The organism is Robertmurraya sp. GLU-23 (assembly GCF_052983275.1).
This window is the reverse complement of sequence record NZ_JBRKCV010000016.1, coordinates 85,400-104,983: the sequence shown is the minus strand read 5'-3', so window position 1 is coordinate 104,983 and position 19,584 is coordinate 85,400. Positions and strand designations below refer to the sequence as shown.

At 34.1% G+C, this 19,584-nt stretch carries 19 protein-coding genes and 1 riboswitch; of the genes, 18 read left to right on the top strand and 1 reads right to left on the bottom strand.

Features of this window, described 5'->3' with window-relative positions; translation table 11 throughout:
• Positions 1-561: 561 nt before the first annotated feature.
• The 8 genes from ACVBAX_RS20255 (at position 562) to ACVBAX_RS20220 (ending at position 8,260) form a co-directional block, all read left to right on the top strand.
• Positions 562-765 (top strand): Spo0E family sporulation regulatory protein-aspartic acid phosphatase, encoded by a 204-nt coding sequence (locus tag ACVBAX_RS20255; RefSeq protein WP_447118591.1) that lies wholly within the window; start codon positions 562-564, stop codon positions 763-765.
• A gap of 20 nt (positions 766-785) precedes the next feature.
• Entirely contained in the window at positions 786-1,625 is an 840-nt protein-coding gene (locus tag ACVBAX_RS20250) for a putative bifunctional diguanylate cyclase/phosphodiesterase (protein ID WP_447118590.1), read from the top strand.
• 59 nt (positions 1,626-1,684) lie between these two features.
• A riboswitch (cyclic di-GMP riboswitch) is annotated at positions 1,685-1,771 on the top strand.
• A gap of 150 nt (positions 1,772-1,921) precedes the next feature.
• Entirely contained in the window at positions 1,922-2,239 is a 318-nt protein-coding gene (locus ACVBAX_RS20245; RefSeq protein ID WP_447118589.1) for an STAS domain-containing protein, read from the top strand.
• Positions 2,239-3,087 (top strand): PP2C family protein-serine/threonine phosphatase, encoded by an 849-nt coding sequence (locus ACVBAX_RS20240; protein WP_447118588.1) that lies wholly within the window; start codon positions 2,239-2,241, stop codon positions 3,085-3,087. The genes ACVBAX_RS20245 and ACVBAX_RS20240 overlap by 1 nt, the downstream gene beginning before the upstream one ends.
• Before the next feature lie 13 nt (positions 3,088-3,100).
• On the top strand, positions 3,101-5,149 hold the full coding sequence (locus ACVBAX_RS20235) for a flagellar assembly protein A (RefSeq protein WP_447118587.1): 2,049 nt from the start codon (positions 3,101-3,103) through the stop codon (positions 5,147-5,149).
• Between the two features lie 21 nt (positions 5,150-5,170).
• Positions 5,171-5,482: an STAS domain-containing protein gene (locus ACVBAX_RS20230; protein ID WP_447118586.1), complete on the top strand. Its 312-nt coding sequence runs from the start codon at positions 5,171-5,173 to the stop codon at positions 5,480-5,482.
• A 224-nt stretch (positions 5,483-5,706) separates the two neighbouring features.
• Positions 5,707-6,243, top strand: coding sequence for a DUF5317 family protein (locus ACVBAX_RS20225; RefSeq protein ID WP_447118585.1), 537 nt, complete (start codon positions 5,707-5,709; stop codon positions 6,241-6,243).
• Positions 6,230-8,260 carry an HD domain-containing phosphohydrolase gene (locus ACVBAX_RS20220; protein ID WP_447118584.1) on the top strand — a complete coding sequence of 677 codons (2,031 nt, stop codon included), beginning with the start codon at positions 6,230-6,232 and terminating at the stop codon, positions 8,258-8,260. Before ACVBAX_RS20225 ends, ACVBAX_RS20220 begins: the two co-directional genes overlap by 14 nt.
• 66 nt (positions 8,261-8,326) lie before the next feature.
• Here ACVBAX_RS20220 and ACVBAX_RS20215 read toward each other — a convergent pair whose 3' ends face one another.
• On the bottom strand, positions 8,327-8,761 hold the full coding sequence (locus tag ACVBAX_RS20215; protein ID WP_447118583.1) for an Rrf2 family transcriptional regulator: 435 nt from the start codon (positions 8,759-8,761) through the stop codon (positions 8,327-8,329).
• Between the two features lie 174 nt (positions 8,762-8,935).
• Here ACVBAX_RS20215 and ACVBAX_RS20210 point away from each other — a divergent pair, with 174 nt between their 5' ends.
• The 10 genes from ACVBAX_RS20210 (at position 8,936) to ACVBAX_RS20165 (ending at position 19,318) form a co-directional block, all read left to right on the top strand.
• Complete coding sequence (locus ACVBAX_RS20210; RefSeq protein ID WP_447118582.1) at positions 8,936-9,799, top strand: SDR family oxidoreductase; 864 nt, start codon at positions 8,936-8,938, stop codon at positions 9,797-9,799.
• A gap of 439 nt (positions 9,800-10,238) precedes the next feature.
• Positions 10,239-11,090, top strand: a complete 852-nt coding sequence (locus tag ACVBAX_RS20205; RefSeq protein ID WP_447118581.1) for an AraC family transcriptional regulator — start codon at positions 10,239-10,241, stop codon at positions 11,088-11,090.
• A gap of 206 nt (positions 11,091-11,296) precedes the next feature.
• Positions 11,297-11,773, top strand: a complete 477-nt coding sequence (locus tag ACVBAX_RS20200) for a hypothetical protein (RefSeq protein ID WP_447118580.1) — start codon at positions 11,297-11,299, stop codon at positions 11,771-11,773.
• A 547-nt stretch (positions 11,774-12,320) separates the two neighbouring features.
• Positions 12,321-12,671: a hypothetical protein gene (locus ACVBAX_RS20195; RefSeq protein WP_447118579.1), complete on the top strand. Its 351-nt coding sequence runs from the start codon at positions 12,321-12,323 to the stop codon at positions 12,669-12,671.
• 268 nt (positions 12,672-12,939) lie between these two features.
• Positions 12,940-13,854 carry a sugar phosphate isomerase/epimerase family protein gene (locus tag ACVBAX_RS20190; RefSeq protein ID WP_447118578.1) on the top strand — a complete coding sequence of 305 codons (915 nt, stop codon included), beginning with the start codon at positions 12,940-12,942 and terminating at the stop codon, positions 13,852-13,854.
• Between the two features lie 76 nt (positions 13,855-13,930).
• Positions 13,931-15,022, top strand: coding sequence for a sugar ABC transporter substrate-binding protein (locus tag ACVBAX_RS20185; RefSeq protein ID WP_447118577.1), 1,092 nt, complete (start codon positions 13,931-13,933; stop codon positions 15,020-15,022).
• A gap of 70 nt (positions 15,023-15,092) precedes the next feature.
• Positions 15,093-16,610 (top strand): sugar ABC transporter ATP-binding protein, encoded by a 1,518-nt coding sequence (locus ACVBAX_RS20180; protein ID WP_447118576.1) that lies wholly within the window; start codon positions 15,093-15,095, stop codon positions 16,608-16,610.
• The gene (locus tag ACVBAX_RS20175; RefSeq protein ID WP_447118575.1) at positions 16,597-17,583 is read left to right on the top strand and encodes an ABC transporter permease; all 987 of its coding nucleotides are present in this window, start codon (positions 16,597-16,599) and stop codon (positions 17,581-17,583) included. Before ACVBAX_RS20180 ends, ACVBAX_RS20175 begins: the two co-directional genes overlap by 14 nt.
• A gap of 2 nt (positions 17,584-17,585) precedes the next feature.
• Positions 17,586-18,497, top strand: coding sequence for a ribokinase (locus tag ACVBAX_RS20170; protein WP_447118574.1), 912 nt, complete (start codon positions 17,586-17,588; stop codon positions 18,495-18,497).
• Positions 18,498-18,574: 77 nt separating this feature from the next.
• Entirely contained in the window at positions 18,575-19,318 is a 744-nt protein-coding gene (locus tag ACVBAX_RS20165; protein WP_447118573.1) for a DeoR/GlpR family DNA-binding transcription regulator, read from the top strand.
• Positions 19,319-19,584 lie beyond the last annotated feature (266 nt).

The window sequence follows — 19,584 nt, the reverse complement described above, 5'->3', positions numbered from 1 at the left end:
TAGCCCAATCACAGAGAGTTTACTAGTATGAGAAGTTGTTGACAAGTGACTTTTTTATTTATCTAGCTCCGTAAGAACTACATAAATTAACTGCCGAACCCTACATTTTTATTCTGCCATAAACAGATTTATTTTAATAAAGAGCTTCAACAGAAGGTGCATAGTCTTTTTTATGATAGTTTGGCTATGTTCGGATACCTTGGATTAGGTGATAAAGAGACCATTACCTATACTAATATGGAAAGCTGTTATGAAACCATTTGTAAGGGACAAAAAATATATAAAAAAATAAGGTAATCTGCAGTTGGCCCCTTTATCAAGGGGCTTTTTTTTTACTTCTTAGGAAGGTCTTCCTAACATCTATTACAATTCTAACGTTTTGATCTATTAACCATAGGATTTCTACTCTATAGTTCAAATGGCTGACAATATTTAGGAATATAGTCCTTAAATTTGATGATTTTGTCAATTAGGAAGGGTCGGGGATTAATTTTTCTGTCCCTTTTAGTAATAATATAGGTAATAAGAACAACGTGAAAATGATAGAAAGGAGCCAAGAGAATGTTGTCAATAAGAGGTCGGAAAAAAATAGGGTTGCTAGCAGAAATTGAATTGAAAAAGAAATTGCTTTTAGAATTGACTGCTGATCTAGAATTAACGAATGAAAAAGTGGTTACCTGTAGCCAAGAGTTAGATGTGTTAATAAATTTATTTTATAGTATAGATCATTCACCATCCATCTATCATACAGACCAAATCATATAAATGAGGGAAGTGTAGGGAGTATGTTTGAATCAATTCCAATATTATTTGATCGGATCTCGGAAGATTATAAGTTATACGAAATGGAAAATGATTTAAGAATAGCTATGGAAAGAGAAGAATTCATTCTACACTATCAACCAAGAGTCGATACATATACGGGGGAAATAAAGGGAGCTGAAGCACTTATCCGCTGGAATCATCCTAAATGGGGAATGATTTCTCCAATAGAATTCATCCCAATGGCAGAAGAAAGAGGATTAATAGATGAAATGAGTGTATGGATTCTCCAAAAGGTTTGCAGATTGCTTACAAAGTGGGAAAAAGTAGGGGTTAATTGCGTTCCTATTTTCATTAATCTTTCTGCAAAAACATTAAAGAGAGCAGATTTTATTCCAACTGTTATAAAACATTTAAAAGAATATCGAGTGAGTCCAAGTTTATTAGAAATTGAGATTACAGAGAATTCCATGCTTGAAATGGATGAAGCTGTTTTCTCCAATATTGAAATGCTCAAGGACCTAGGAATATCCATTTCGATAGACGACTTTGGTACAGGATTTACTTCCATTACTCATTTGAAAAAGCTTAAGGTTCAATTTATTAAAATTGATCGTTCTTTTATTAATACTATGTTGGAAAACCCAGAAGACTCCATTATCGTAGAATGCATTCATTTTCTGGCCAAAGGCTTTAATCTAAGGGTTGTTGCAGAAGGGGTTGAAACCATTGAACAGTGGGAACTTTTGAGGAACATGAACTGTCATTTTATTCAAGGGTATTTATTTAGTAAGCCACTGGAAGAAAAACAGTTTGAATATGTTATTTCAAAGGAAACAGGATTATCCCTTTCTACTAAATAGTTAACTGAATTTTCCACTAAAATGATTCAAAAAAACGACGATATATTTATTAAATAAACCATCGATAATGGCAAACTTATTGAAAAATAAGGACGCAAAGCTACGGGTCTAAAGCTAGGTTCAGCAATGATCGCCGGGTTTCCGAAAGGGTTGGAATAATATGGATAGGGACAGTCTACCCTATTCTATTTAGCTCACCAATCTTTTTGGTGAGCTTTTTTACACCTATTAATTAAAAACAATACGCTTTGGGTCTATCTCTGATAGAGATTAAATAATTCAAGGAGGTAGAAAAAATGGGTTTAGTAATAGAAAAAGAAGAACTGAGGAAAACCACTATTTTTAAATTTAAAGGGATTTTGGATATATCAACTGCAAATGTGATTGATCCATTACTGGAAGAAACTCATGGCATCCATACCCTTGTTTTTGACTTTAGTGAATTAGATTTTATTGATTCTACTGGTATAGGTTCAATAATAAACTCTATTTATTTGTCACAGGAAAATAATTTTCAACTAAAACTTTCAGGAATGAACGAACTTACTCACCAAATATTTGAAACTGTAGGAGTATATCGTATTTTAGATACGATACAAAGGGAGGTTGTTTAATGTATTTTGACAGCCTCACATACAATTATCCTACTAAAACAGAAGACAAACAAAATGTCTTTGATAAATCTTTACAAAGGGAAATAAATTTAGCAAGAAATATTCAGTCTCAACTTCTTAATGGGAAAACTCCTACCTTTGAAGGTGGGGAGGTATCAGGTTCATCCCTTCCTGCTCGGCTAATCGGTGGTGATTATTATGATTTTTATCTTTTAGTAAATGGGAACATTCGGATTGTCATTGGTGATGTAATGGGAAAAGGGATACCTGCAGCGATGTTAATGATATTAACAAGAGGAGCTTTTAGGAGTGCAGCTGAAAGTACCAAAGGTCCAGGCGAGACCTTAACAGCCATGAACCAAGCACTTTATCAAGACTTAAGAACGTTAAAGTCATTTGTCACTCTTTTTTGTGCGGATTGGAATCCTAAATCTGGAATCTTAACTTACGCCAATGCGGGTCATAATCTCCCTCTTTTTATTAAGGGGAAAAGTAATAATATTGAGGAACTACCAAATGTAAAAGGAATTATGGTTGGGGGACTACCTAATCAAGTCTATAAAGAAAATAATGTATATCTTGAAGAACTAGATACAATCTTTTTTTATACAGATGGAATTATTGAAGCCCAAAATGATGCGGGTGAAAGATATAAATTGGAAAGATTAATTCAAACATTGGTACAAAACAAAGATCTAGGGGTAGGAGAACTAGAGAAATGTGTCATGAACTCAATTGAGAAATTTACAGAGGGTGTTCCTCAAAAAGATGATATCACAATGGTTTTATTAAAAATAAGCCAACAAAAGGCTGACATTACCAGTCTTAATTCTCCTGTTTTTGGTTAGGAGGGATTCTTTCATGCAAAGTATATTATCTAAAGGAAGTAGCATAAACGAAGCGATAATTGTGGGTCTTGAGATACTAGATACAACGAGGGATAAAGTAAATATTGAGATTATTGAGCAGGGTACAAAAGGAATATTGGGCATTGGATCAAAAAAATCAGTCGTCAAGTTAACAAAGGTATCCACTTCTTCCAAACCTGAAATGGAGGATCTTTTAAATGAAATGATTAAAGGAGAAAGTTTTGAAGAAGAAGAAAATTTAAAAAACATCTTATATGAAGACAATACGAAACAGGTTGAAGTAGATCCACTTGAAGGAAAGGTTTGGATATCGAATGGAAGAATAAAATTCAAAGCATCAGCAAATCACTTTCCTACAATTACTATTCAACCGGGAATTAAATTGTATAGAAATAATTTACTTGTTAATGAAAAAACGGCGGTCATTTCTGACTTGGATCTATACGACATCGAAGGGGAAAATATTGAGTTCGAAACCAAATGGAAAGTAATAATGGATAATCAAAAGTTAGTAGCTCAGTTATCTATTGAACCAGGTTATCGTATTATTCGGACAATCCCAGATATGGAAGCAAAAAATCATTTAGATGTATCAGCTATTGAGAAAAAAGAAGTAAATAATACACTAACTTTTCCAGAAGTTATGCAAAAACTTGAAGAAATGGGTGTTAAACAGGGGATAAACGAAAGCCAGATTCAAAAAGCAATTGATGCCTTGGTTCCATCTACATTTGAGATTGCTTCGGGGCTTGCTCCTAAAGAAGGAACAGATGGTTGGGTTGAACTAAAAGTAGAAGTAGAGATGCAGAAGGGGCCGAAGGAAAGAGAAGATGGTAAGGTGGATTTTCGTGAAACCTTTACAATTCCAAATGTTGAGAGAGGACAGGTCATTGGAATTATACATGAACATATTCCGGGAGAACAGGGATATACAGTAACAGATGAACCGATTCCCCCGAAACGTGTTTATCCAACGATATTCATTGCCGGAACAGGTGTAGTGAAAGTGGCCAACAAAATCGTTGCAACGCAATCGGGACGTCCTTTTATAGAAAGAAGAGGTCAGTTACTCCGTGTGAAAATTTTTCAAAAACTTACACACAAAGGAAATATTGACTTATCAAGTGGTAATATCCGATTTTCAGGAGATGTTGAGATATTTGGTGAAGTTGAAAATAACATGGTTGTTGAGGCTGAAGGAGATTTATATGTTCAAAAGACAGTCACGAATGCAACCCTTATTTCCTCAGGAGCTATTCAAGCCAATGGTACCATTATCGGATCGGAAGTATCAGCAGGGAAAAATAATTTACTTATAACAGAATTAGGTCATCTGCTGGGTATTATTAACAGGAACGTGGAAAGTATTATTACGATTATTAAGCAATTAAATCAAAATGCGGCATTTAAATCCAGTGATCTACAAAGAGGAGGGTTACACCCTCTAATCCGTATCCTATTAGAGAAGAAATTTAAAAGCTTTCCTCCCGTAGTAAAAAAATATGTTGAAGCAGTAAGAATAGGAGAAAAATATTTAGAAGATGAAGATTGGAGATTGATAGGTGTATCCTTATCTCGGTATTTTTTATCAATTACGAATGAAGCCACCTCTCTTGATGATTTAAATTTACTAGCTAAAAAAATAAAGAGATTAATTGAACTTTCTGATACACCGGTGGAGCCAGATTCATATATAAACATTCCTAATACTCTAAATAGCAAACTTTATTGTAGTGGAAATATACATGTCTTTGGACAAGGGTGTGTTAATACAAAAATACATTCTGGAGGCATGTTGAAAATATCCGGTATTATCCGTGGTGGAGAAGTATATGGAAGAATGGGTGTTGAAGTGAATGAATCAGGTGCAGAAAGTGCCTCATCAACACTTATATCGGTTCCTAGCGATCAAAAAATCCAAATTAATAAAGCGATGGAAGGAACAATAATAAAAATCGGTTCCGCTAAATTTGTATTTAAGGAAACTCGGTATAACATTCAGGCCTCTCTGGATCATGAAGGAAGAATAGTCTTTAAGTAAGGAAAATGGGGGGTGAATAGAATGATAGAAGTTAAGCTAAGTCCAGATGGGGAAAAACTTACAGTAGATATCATTGGGGATTTAGACATAGATAGTACAGAATTTGTTGAAGAAGAATTAATTCCTATTTTGGAAAAGTATAAAAATATTAACCTAGTTTTTACGGATGTCCCTTTTGTAGATTCCTCGGGTATGGGGCTCCTCTTAACTATAGTACAAACATTACAAGAACAAGGAATAGAAGTAAGTATTTCAAATGTAAGAAAAGATGTTATGGAGGTTTTTGAAATTCTTCAATTACCTGAAATTCTAGGGGAAAAGGTTTTTGTTTAGTTTTCAACTCCTAATAATGCTTGAGATATTAAATCCTTGAAAGGAGGTGAATAAAACTATGAAAGCAAAATTAACGAGATTTTTAACAATTGCTGCTGTAATCGCTGCTACATTTGGTGCGGTAATCGGTAGACCTTGGTGGTAAAACATTGGAGACTTAGAGGGTATATTTAAATCTTCTAAGTCTTTCCAATAATTAAATTGACTATAAGGAGGTTGTTGGAGTGAAATACATTCTTTTATTAGCAATTTTACTGACACTTTTAAAAGGGAGAAATCCCCTGACTTTTATAAATAATGTTAAATTTCAATGGCCTCTAGTCATTTTAATTAGTTTTGGTGTCCAAATTGCTTTAGCTATTATTGCAATAGAATCAAAGGAGAAATTTGAATCTATTCTTATATATACATTTATTGGGATTATTGTGGGACTAATAATAAATTATAAAATCCCAGGTGTAATCTGGATCGTAGCGGGGGCTATTTTAAATTTATTAGCACTCCTATTAAATGAAGGATTAATGCCTGTAGATGAAAATGCACTTAAACAAACAGGTCAAGAGGTAACATCATTCGAAACAGATTCGCGTCATCAATTAATGACTAAGACTACAAAATTTTGGATTTTAGGCGACTGGATACCTGTAATAAAATACGTACTAAGTCCTGGAGATCTCTTTGTTGCAATAGGGATCATATTACTTATTTATAAAAATTCCTCAAAGATAAAGTTAAAGGTGAGAAAAAATGAAAGTAATTAATTGGTATACAATTAGCTTAGTCTTAGTCGGATGTATATCATTTATCTTTTCTCTCACTCAAGTAGAATGGTCTGGAATGAAAATCTTTTCCATAATGACATTTATAGTTATTATGTTGGAAATTTTCCCTGTTAAATTACCTAGTGGGTATAAATATGCCGCAGGAAGTATTGGATTTCTATTTTTATTAATATACATTGGTTTTTCTTATGCAGTTCTTGCCATATTTATTTCAACAGGTACCTACTATTTTATTAGTTTAAGAAAAAAGGAAATTCCAATCATACGATTATTAGTTACGATTGGAATGTATGTAATTTCTATTTTGGCAGCGTATATTTCATGGGAATTCTCATATCAAATAAATGTATTTTTAGGAGTTAGTTTGGTTGCAATCATTTTTGAGCTGGTGAATTTTGTTGTAATGGAAGGAATTGAAGCAACTGTATTTCGAAAAAAGATGTTTTCTAACCTCAGGGAAAAGTTAATCGAGTTAATTATACCTATTATAGTGAGTATTCTTGTCATTTCTCGACTTATTATAATTAAAACAGAGACACAATTAATTCTTTCCATACTCTATACTCTTTTCTTCCTATTAATTGTTATCTTCTTTTCACATGAATTCACTAAACAATTTATGCTCCGAAAATCAACTTCCAATGCCTTCATGCAAATATTAGAGGATAGAATAAATCCTAGTTTAAAAGGTCATGGAAACCGAGTGGGTAAAATTTGTGATATTCTTCTTGAGGATTTAGGATATCCGAAGAGAAAACGCAACAGCCTGGTACAAATTGCTGCGATCCATGATATAGGTAAAGCATTAATTCCAACCTTTGTTTTTAGAAAACGTGGGGATTTAACTTTATCAGAAGAGCGTGAATACAAAAGCCATACTGAAAAGGCAGTTGAAATAATAAAAAATATATATCCCGATGAGTCTTTTGCTAAATGGATATTGCATCATCATGAACGTTGGGATGGTAAGGGGTTTCCTACTGGTTTAAAAGGAGAGGATATCCCTTTAGAGTCAAGAATTATTGCTTTAGCAAATGAGTTGGATCATATTTTATCCCGTCATAAGGATCCGGAAACCATATTCAAATTACTACATGAAAGATCGGGTAAAATGTTGGATCCGCATTTAGTAGCAAAGTTAGATATAGATCATATTGAAATGTTGGTTGAAACTATATGTGACCCATCGAGTCACGAAGACGTTTCTATTTCAGTTGAATTGTCTGAAAATCAAAATATGATGGGGAGTTCATATATTAGTATTGGTAATGGAGAATCCATTTTCACTCAGATGAGAGATGGAAAAGTTCATTCTACAAATCATATAATTCCAAGTACTTTTTACCAAAAACTCGCTGAAATCGCAATAGAACGGCAGGAAATTGTACATGATACCTTTTCAGATCAAAAAAGAACTTGGGATATACATGCACATTCTCTCGGTAATGGTGATGTAACAATATTTGCGCACGATATTACCCCATACTTAGGGTATAGAAAGCAGTTAGAGAAAAGCATTTTAGAGTCTTATGTAGTTTTAGTTAATATATTGTCGGAAGGTAAAATAAATCTGCATACCTCGTCGGAAGAGCTCATGAATCAACTCGGTGAATTTGTAGACGATATTCAAGTATCAAAAAACTCTGATGTACCAAAAAGTAGAGAATTAATAAAAAGAGTTCTTGAAAAATATGCGCCACATTTGGATTCTATGAAAGTACAAGTTGCAGTAACAGAGGCTGTGACAAATGTACTGAAGCATGCAACTGATGGTGGATTATGTATTTATCTCAAAGAAAATCAATTGCAATTTTTTGTATCCGATAAAGGGTCAGGTATCCCACTACATGAAATTCCAAAAACAATTCTAGTTTCGGGTTATTCAAGTAAAAGATCTCTAGGTCAAGGATTTAAAATGATTGCAAAATTTTGTGATGTGGTACAAGTTCATACTTCTTCTCACGGAACCCAAATCCTAATAGGGTATGACATCTAGGTGTTTTAAAAGCATAAGACTAACAATAAAAGACATTCACTGTAAGAATGTCTTTTATTAACCTATTCAAATATATTTCTCTTTCTCAATAATATCACTAACAACCTCTTCAATAGTCACATTGCCTAATACCTTTTCTAAAGCAAATTGAGCCGATGATAATATAGGAGTAATCGAATCTTGAATATTTCTACCTACAGGACAATCTGGGTGTGGATTATCATGTAAACTGAATAGTTCTTTTTCCTTAACCACATCAACTGCCTTATAAACGTCAAGTAACGTTATCGTAGTTGGTTCCTTCGCTAGTTTTGCCCCAGCAATTCCTGGTTGTACTTCTATTAGTCCAGCTTTTTTGAGCATCCCCATAATTTTTCTGATCAAAGACGGGTTTGTGTTGACGCTCCCAGCTATGAATTCTGATGAGCTAATTCCGTCTTTATTTAATTCAATAAGAGTTAATATATGAACCCCAACAGTAAAGCGGCTACTAATGGACATTTTATGCACCTACTTCATTATCATGTATTTAATTTGAATACAACGTATTATACCTTATCATTCGTAAAAAATAAAAAAGGTTTTGTTGACAAAACAGTTAGAAGTATCTATTATGAATACATGTAATCAAGATGAATACAGGTTTAGAGAAAATAAGAGTGGAGGAATAGGAAAATGAAAATATTAGTAACAGGTGCAACAGGTAAATTAGGAACAAAAGTGGTAGAAACTTTATTAAAAACTGTACCAGCCAATCAACTGGCTGTTAGTGTTCGTAACCCCGAGAAAGCGGAAGGGTTTCAATCTCGTGGAGTGGAAGTTCGCCAGGGAGATTTTGATCGTCCGGAGACATTAGATTCTGCTTTTGCAGGTATTGATAGACTTTTACTCATCTCTGCTGATGGAGATAATGACACAAGAATTAGACAGCATTCGAATGCGGTTGCTGCTGCTGAGCGTGCTGGGGTGAAATTTATCGCTTACACTAGCATAGCGAACGCAATGGAAAGTCAAAACTTCCTAGCTCCAACGCATAAGGCAACAGAAGAAGCAATTATTAAAACGGGAATTCCATATTCTTTCTTACGTAATAATTGGTATTTAGAGAACGAAAGCTCAAGTATTCAAGGTGTACTTGCAGGCGCTCCTTGGGTAACTTCAGCAGGACAGGGAAGAGTAGGCTGGGCATTGCAACAAGACTATGCAGAGGCAGCAGCAACCGTATTATCTGGCAATGGTCACGAAAACACAACATACGAATTATCCGGTAAACTATTAACTCAAGAAGAAATGGCATCTGCTCTTGGTACAGTATTAAACAAGGAAGTACCTGTACAACAAGTGGATGATGCTACTTATGCGGATATCATGAAGGGTGCTGGGGTACCAGATTTCCTTATCCCTTTCCTAGTGAACATCCAAAAAGATATTCGCGAAGGAACACTAGAAGTCGAGAACAGTGATTTCGAAAAACTGCTTGGGCGTCCAGCTACACCGATTACTGAGGGATTAGATCTAATTGTTAAAAGTATCTCTTAGTACCCATTATTTTTTGGTTGAGGCATTTGGTTAAGCACCCGAGCTGATAGATAGACGGAGAAATTCCGCTTAATTAGTAATTTTTATGAAAAAAAGCTTAATTAGGCGGAGAAATTCCGCCTATTGGCTCGAAAAATTCGAAAATGAGAGATTTTGCTTTGCATAAGCGGAAAACCTTCCCTTATTTACCCCGATATGAGCTCCATTCTGCATCTACCCGGAAATTCTCCGCTAATTTCTTTTGCTGGTTACTCGTACCAACAAACGAAAGAATTAAAGGAACAGTTGAGCGAATTTCGAAAGTAATTCATCAAAACAATTCCATAGCAGATAAGCGTTAGTATATTGTTTAGGCAAAAGATAATTAATTATTAAAGGATTTCTCCGAAAAACTTAGTATATAAATAGATATCAAGAAAAGTAGGAGGCCTTGCCTTTTATGAAATATCCATATGAAAGCGCTGTAATTAAAGAAGAGGTTCCTGTTTTCGCATTAATGACGAGTGTAAAGTATGTGGCCATGCATTGGCATGACAGAATTGAATTATTATTAGTGTTAAAAGGGAAAATCCATGTGTATGTGGGAAGAGAAGAGTATGTGCTTGAGGAAAATGACCTTTTGCTCATTAACAGTAATGAAGTACATGGTGTTGAATCAGATCAAGAGAATAAACTATTACTTATTCAAATTCCAATAAGATTTATTAAAAGATTTTACAGTAATATCGAAAACGAATCCTTCCAATGTCAGTCCTTTCAGAGTATTGACCAGCAATCCTATAACAAAATTAGGTCTCTGATTGCTGAACTAATGTTAGCTGTAAAAAGGAAAGAAGACAATTATGAAATTAAGGTGCACTCTCTATTATTAGATGTGGTGTATCAACTGGTTACGCATTTTAAGGTGGAAAAGAAGAATATCATAATCAACACAGAAAAAGATATTGAACGGATGAACCGGTTAACCAATTACATACAGCAGCACTATATGAATCCTATAACACTTCAAGAGTTGGCTGATACAGAAGAACTTACGGCTCCCTATCTATCAAGGTATTTCCAACATCATATGGGACAGTCATTTATTAAATATATAAATGGGATACGATTAGAACATGCGGTTCGATTTTTGCTAGAAACCGATCAACCCATCATTCAAATCGCGTTAGAATGTGGCTTTCCAAATTTAAATTCCTTTCATAAACTTTTTAAAGACACGTTTCACACAACACCTCACCAATACCGAAAAAACAAATACAAAATAACACATCGATCCGTCCTGTTGAATTAAGTGAGATTAGAGGGTATGAATTTACTGAGGAAGAAGATTACCAGGAACTGTATAAACTTATAGGCTAAGGCTTGCAGGTAGTTAAATACCTACAAGCTTTTTCATTGAATAGGCTTGGTATATTTTCCTATTAAATAAGTTAAGATAAACTAAGAAGACTTTCATAAGATTATTTTGTTTAGAATACTACTGATAAGGTGATTTAAATGGAGTTAATGAAGTATGAAGGTGAATGGTATGTCTGGACCTTAGTGATCATATCGATAATATTTGTATTAATCATGCCTAAAAAAAATTTAACATGGGTAGGCATTTTTATTACTTTTGTTTTTTCAGCAGGTTTGACCTGGACTTTTGATACGATATCAATGTCCACATTTAACTTATTTGATCTAGCTAAAAAAATATCCATTGAGCTAAGTGATGCGTTATTAATTGGCATTGTCCCTGCGAGCATAGCGACCATCTATGTTAATTTTTATAAGCCTCAAAAGGAATGGGTTTTTGTATTATCATTTACATTGCTATGCTTTGTCTTAGAGTTAGGATTAGTTCAGTTTGGATACATGAAAAATAACGGTTGGAACACATGGTATGGAATACCGGTATACTTTATCATTTTTAAATTCTTTTTTCCTTGGTATTTTAATTTATTAACAAAGCCATTAGTTAAATCAAGGTAATGAACTAGCAGGGGCATTCCATAAGAAGGGATGCTTCTTTTTGCTTTTAAACTAAGTGTTAACTCGTTCAGATGTATATTTCAATTGTTTCGTTGTCCAATAAAAAAACAGAACATGGAGGATAAATACAAAAAGATAAACTAGGAATGAGAAAAGTAAATTCCAATGATTATATTGAAACACATTAAAAAAGGTCGAAATCCGTTCGGATACAGTGCTAAATAAGGCAAAGAGAATAACAACTACCCAAGAGGGAATCTTGTGAAATTTATGATAAAAATAAAACAATAAACATGAGTTGTTTGATGAGATTACATATACAATTGTTTATTCCCTATACGGTTACTTATTCTCTCATCAAAGTTTTTTGGAAGAGGTAAAACTTTCATACATTACTCCTGCTCTCGTTAATACTTTTCTATATCCCATGAGTAAGATTATATTTACAATCAAAGCCGCTCCCCAGTAACTATATGTAAAACTCAATGACAGATGGCTGATATTTACTAATCTGAACCTTTCAAACACATAGGGAATAGTACTGTGAGTGAAAAGCGAAAGAATAAAAATAACTGTTTTCCCTAAAATGGATCGAATCTTTAGAAAATATATTACGGAGAAAAGAGTTAACATGGGAATTAAAAATGTCATCCCTACTATAATTGTTAAGGCAGATGTAAGCTTTTCTGATATATTAATTACTTTTAGGTTAGCAACGGTTACTAGAATAAATAATTCATTGATCATTGCATTAATCATCCAACATAGTGCAATTTCAACAGGATGCACACCACTTTTTATAATTAAAATGAAAAGAGAGATTGCGACTATAATGAAAAAGATAAGAACCAACCTAGTCTCTCCTTTTTTATGCTATTTTGCTGTCTTGGCTGTTTAAGCTAAGACCTCTTTTTAGTTGTTTTTTCTGTTAAAAGCAGAGGGGAATTATATGTATTCTATGTGTTGATAGGTAAAAACTGTGTATATCAGATGTGAAAAAATATTAAAAAACATGAAATAAAGTTAAAAAATATGAAAAAATATGAAAAAAGTTATTGAAATCGCTTTATTATGGTGTTAAATTTAATTCAAGAAATCAGTTACAAGAAGATTCAACAAAAAATTGGAGGCTCACAATGAAATTAGCTACGAGGATAAATTCAATTATGCCTAAGGTCGATGGAGATATTATCAAAGCATTAGAAAAAGTTTCAGAGATTGATGGAATTACATGTGTTGATTTAAATTATCCAGAACATTTTTCAAATTACTCTGTAGATGAAATCAATAAAACGCTAAAAGATTTAAACATGAGTACAAATGGATTAGCTTTAAGGTTTAGAAATCATTTTATAAATGGTGAATTTGGAAACAACAATAAGCTGATTGCTGAAGACGCGTTTACTTTGTGTAAGGAGGCTGCAGATACCTGTAGAGTATTAGGTGGAAAAGTTTTAACTTTATGGTTAGGCTTTGACGGATTTGACTATCCATTTCAAGTTGATTATCAAAAAGCCTGGAGTCAAGTTAGGGAATATGTAACAGCACTTGCTGACTATGCACCAGACTTACAAATTAGTATTGAATATAAACCATACCAAGAAAGATCATATGCATTAATTGATAGTATTGGACTAACGTTGCTAATGGTAAGTGAAATTAATCGTGAAAATGTTGGAGTTACAGTCGATTACTGTCATATGCTTATGAAACGAGAAAATCCTGCATATGGATTAAGTCTTGCAGCAGATAAAGGGAAATTATTCGGTGTTCATATTAATGATGGATACGGAACTCACGATGATGGTCTAATGGTTGGGACCGTATCATTAATGCAGACACTAGAATTCATGTATTATTTGAAAAAATATAACTATGATGGAGCTATCTATTTTGATACATTTCCGATTAGAGAGGAACCACTTGCAGAAATTAGACAAAATGTAAAAGCGATTCATATTATTAGTAACTTAATAGATCAGCTTGGATTAGAAGAAATTGAAAAAACAATTGAGAAAAATGATGCAATCTCAGTAAATAACATGTTCTTTTCAATGTTTGAAATAAAAGTAAATAAATAATTACTAACCTACTAAACACAATTTTTTTTCATAAGAATTGAAAGCGATTACTAACAAATTCTAGGGGGCTAAAAAAATGAAAAGGTCAAAGAAAAATTTATTCGTAACGGGTGTTTTAGCAATTTCTTTAGGATTGACAGCATGTAGTAGCAATAGCAGTAGTGGAAGTGCATCTCCCGATAAAGAAACAGGGGCTTTTAACCCAGATAATGCTGATGGTCAAACTTATGAAGAGGTAAGATCAAGCTTAGGAGAAGTACCTAAATTAACTGAAGACATAAAATTAGGTGCTGTAGCAAAAGCGTTTGAAAATGAATATTGGAGAACATTGAAAGAAGGAATGGAAACAGGGGCTCAAAAGTTTAGTGATAAAGGGATGAACCTTACCATTGATGTTAAATCCCCACAAGGTGAAGCGGATGAAGAAGGACAGCTGGCCATTGTAAAAGATATGATCAACAAAAAGTATAGTGCTTTGTTACTTTCTCCGATTTCAGATAGCAATCTTGTTCCTGGGGTTGAAAGTGCCCTCGAAAAGGATATCCCAGTAATAAACGTTAATGATGGAATTATCAAGGAGGCTCCTAATTTTGTCGGACCAAAAGCAGATTTAAACGGGGAATCAGCTGCAGAATGGATCTCAGAAAAATTAAATGGAGAAGGAAAGGTTGCGATTATAGTAGGAATGCCAAAAGCATTCGCTGCTAGACAACGGACGTTAGGATTTGAGAATTGGATGAAGGACAATGCTCCAAACATTGATATCGCTGAAAAACAAAATGCGGATTGGGATCGCGCAAAGGCAAAGGATATTGCTGCAACATGGATTAAAAAGCATGGAGATCTAGCTGCTATTTTTGCAAATAATGACACAATGGCTTTAGGTGCGCAAGAGGCGGTAAATGAATCAGGAAAAGATATATTAGTAGTCGGAGTAGATGGAATTGGTGAAGCCTATGACTCTATTCGTAAAGGTGAGTTGGATGCAACTATCGATTCTTTCCCAAAATATAAAGGGCAAATAGCAGTTGAAATGATCATTCGTCAAATGGGTGGACAGGAAGTTCCTAGAGTTATTTGGACTCCACAGGCATTAATTGATGAAACGAATGTAGACACACTTGCTGAAGAGATTATTAATTGGGAAGACCCAACAATAGCAGAGTAATAATATACTAGTTTATACCTATAGTCGAATGAATTGGGTTCGACTATAGGTATGAAAAAGGGGAATCAAAATGGAAAAGCAAACAGAGAGTATGGTTAGATTTCAGAATATTTCAAAAGTTTTTCCTGGAGTAAAGGCCCTGGATGGGGTGAGTTTTGATATTAAAAAAGGAGAGATACATGCTCTTTTAGGAGAGAATGGAGCAGGAAAATCAACATTGTTGAATACACTTCATGGAGTCAACAATGAATATGTAGGAACGGTAGAAATTCAAGGAAGAACAGTCTCGTATAAAAATGCTAATGAAGCCATTCAGGATGGAATTGTAAAAATTCATCAAGAAGTTAGTCTAATTCCTGATTTAACTGTAGGTCAAAATATTACTTTAGGTCATGAACCAAGAAAAGGAATGTTTATTGATTACAAAAAACTTCATCATGATGCGAATAAGATCCTCACTAAAATGAAGTGTAACTTTAAAAGCGAAGATTTAGCGAGTACGCTAAGTACTGGAGAAATGCAAATGGTAGCCATCGCCAAAGGATTGTATCATAACGCGAAACTTATATCATTTGATGAGCCATCAGCTTCTCTAACAAATCAAGAAGTACAAACACTTTTTTCTATTATTAACGACCTAAGAGAAAATGGAATAACGATTTTATACGTTAGTCACCGACTAGATGAAGTCTTCGAGATTTGTGATAGCGCGACAGTCCTTCGTGATGGCAGACATATAGATACGTTTCAATTAAAGGATGTTACAAGAGAGCAATTAATAAAGAAAATGGTAGGTAGGGATGTTTCAGCTTATGCGGTAAGAACCAAACCGTCTCCAAAGACTGATGAAAAGGTATTGGAAGTAGAAAACCTATGTGTGAATGGAGTATTTGAAAATATTAATTTCCACCTCCATAAAGGTGAAATTTTAGGCTTTGCAGGTTTAGTTGGCTCTAAAAGGACGGATGTAGTTAGAACCATTTTTGGTGCAGAGGAAAAATCAGGTGGCAGTATTAAAATAAAAGGAGTCACTGTGAATATTAAAAATCCTCGTCAAGGTGTTCAAAAGGGGATCGGGCTTATTCCAGAAAATAGAAAAACTCAAGGGTTTATCAAATTTTTTAATAATGCAAACAATGTAGGTCTTACTAAGATGGAGAAATTCTCTAAGTACGGCTTCGTGAATCATAGAAAGAAAACGGAGAACTGTAATTATTATATCGATGAAATCAACTTAAAACCTAGTAATCCTCATTATATGACGACTAATTTGAGCGGAGGAAATCAGCAAAAAGTAGTGATTTCTAAGTGGCTATCCTCCGATGCAGAAATTTTAATTTTAGATGAGCCGACAAAAGGAGTCGACGTTGGAGCGAAAGCAGAGATTTATAGAGTCCTAGAAGAATTACTTGAAAAGGGAAAATCTATAATTGTTGTTTCCTCCGAGCTACCTGAAGTGTTAGGTCTAAGTGATCGGATCATTGTCATGCGTGAGGGAAAAAAAGTGAAAGAATTTGAAAATCAAAATCTAACTGAGGAAGATATCCTTCAATATGCTATGGGGGTAAACAAAGATGTTAAAAACTAAGGAATATAGTAGAGAACTTAGTCTAGTAGCAGCGATCTTTATTATGGTTATTGTATTTTCCATTATTGAACCAGTCTACTTAAGTGGAAGTAATTTACTTGATATTATGGACCAAAGTGTTATTAATGGATTATTAGCTTTAGGTATCACTTATGCAATCATCACAGGTGGAATCGACCTTTCTGTAGGATCCATCTTTGCAATTGTAATTGTAGTTGTAGGTGATTTACTTGTAAGTGGTTTAAATCCTGTCTTAGCTATTATATGTGGAGTGGGAATAGGTTTTGTTTTGGGTGTATTTAATGGTCTATTAATTACAAAATTACATCTTCAGCCATTCATTGCTACTTTAGGAACAATGAGTGCATACAGAGGGATTGCTTATGTTATAACTGGAGGCTGGCCAGTTCTAGATATACCTGAAAATTTCAGATCAATCTTTAACTCAGATATTTTTGGAGCATTTCCTGTGTCAATTCTGGTACTTCTTGCATTTGCTGTTGTTGGACATATCATCTTAAAATATACCAAACTAGGGACTTATATATATGCAATTGGAGGTAATGAAGAAGCTACTCTCTTATCAGGAGTAAATGTTAACAAAAGCAAAATGCTTGCTTATGCCATTTCTGGAGCTGGTGCTGCTTTAGCTGGTATGGTATTGTTAGCACGCTTAGGATCAGGAGAGCCAGCAGCAGGTCAAACTTATGAATTAAATGCCATTGCTGCAGCTGCGATTGGTGGAGCTAGCCTAGCTGGTGGAAGAGGGAATATGATCGGTACATTACTTGGAGCCATTTTATTATCAACTCTAAAAGTTGGATTAGTTGTTGTAGGTGTAGATAGTTTTTGGCAATATATTGCAACCGGAGCTATAATTGTAGTAGCAGCTTATTTTGAAGTAATTCAAGGGAAACTAAAAGGTATGAGAGTTGGTAGAAGTAATACCAAAACTATCGAGGTAGGTAAATAGCCATGGGGAAGAATGCGGTTACAATAGTCGGTAGTATCAATTATGACATTATCCTTAAGCAAAAACGACTTCCGGAAATTGGTGAGACTTTTACAGCAGATAGTGTCACTTTCTGTGGAGGTGGGAAAGGAGCCAATCAAGCAGTACAGTGTGCCAAGCTAGGACTGGAAAGTTATATGGTAGGTAAGGTTGGCAATGATCAATTTGGCTCTGAATTAATTGCATCTATGAAAAAGTATGGCTTGAATACGGACTATGTTTCAAAGGCTGATACAAACACTGGACTTGGTATTGTGAACGCAATTTCAGATGGAAGTGTGGTTGCTACCATAGCAAAAGGTGCTAATTACAGTCTGACGATTGAAGATATCGATCAGGCGGAAGGCTTATTTAAGAAAAGCAAAATCGTTATATTGCAATTAGAAATTCCTAAAGAAGTAGTGGAATATACCATTAAAAAGGTGAAAGAGTATAATTGCTATGTGATATTAAATTCTGCTCCTGCAAGTGAAATAGATGTTGATTGTTTAAAACTGGTGGATTGTCTAGTGGTTAACGAAACGGAAGCTAGTTTTTATGCTGGAGAGAGAGTTTCATCGATAAGAGAGGCTGAAAAGGTTTGTGAAAAGCTTTATCAATATACTAATAATCTGTTAATTATCACTCTTGGTGAAAAAGGAAGTATTTTATATGATGGAAAGAAGACCATTCACATTCCTTGCAGAACAGTAGATGTAGTCGAAACAACAGGAGCAGGAGATTCTTATACTGGGGCATTAGCTTACGGACTTACGAATGAGTGGCCAATTGAAAAAATAGGGGAATTTGCTTCAATAGTTAGTTCAAGAACGGTTACCAAAATTGGCGCTCAAGATGCAATGCCAACACTATTAGAGTTAAACGAATATGTGTGATGAATTATAAAGTACAATCTTTAGTTCACCTATGAAACTTAACGAAATTTACTAAATATGTATCGAGGTATTAAATCATGATCCCTTATGTCAGAAGAGAAAAAATAATGGATGAATTAGAAAATAAACAAATCCTTTATATTGAAGATCTGTTGAAAATTTTTGATGGGGTCTCTGAATCTACCATTCGTAGGGATTTGAAAATTCTGGAGGATGAAAATTTTATTGTCCTTTTACGAGGTGGAGCAGTTAAATTAAAGCTGGATTCTCATGAAATTCCTGTAGGCACAAAGAAATTACTAAATAAAGAAAGTAAAGAAAGAATTGCAAAATTTGCTGCTTCTTTAGTAGAAGACGATGATGTGATATACATTGATTCAGGAACAACATGCTCAGCGATTGTAAAATACATTGTATCAAAAGGGATTAGAGTAGTTACTTCCAATATCCAGGTGTTGAGTGAGATAAATGGAACTCATATAGAAAACATTACAATTGTAGGAGGAGAGGTTAATAGAAATTTGGATTCTATTTCAGGACCTCTAACAGACTCTTCTTTAAGAAATTTAAACTTTGATAAATCTTTTCTTGGTGCTAGTGGTTTTGGTTTAAATGTGGGTATAAATACTCCAGACTTTCGAGAAGCTAGTAAGAAAAGTATTGTCAAAATGAACTCAAATAAATGCTATGTACTAGCGGACAGTTCAAAGTTTAATAAAAACACATTATGTAAGGCGTTTGATATTCAAGATTGTTTGCTCATAACAAATAAGCAGATTCCTGAACTTGATGGAACTACTGAATATTATGTTGTTGAATAACATCTACCAAATTAAATTTGGCTAAAATACAACTCAGAAGAAAATAGGAAAAACCCTTGCTTTTTATTTCGCAAGGGTTTTCTTTTCGTATTTGGTGGTAGTACGCTCGAAATCCTGACCTCTATTTACCAGAGGGAATTTGTTGAACAATAAAAGTTAATTTATTCTTTTGAATGATGTTCAAAGAAGTAGAACGTTGGCTGGTATATAAAAGCTATTGAGTCATATAGAGAACTGATTTAGTATTAAATCAAGTGTATGTATAA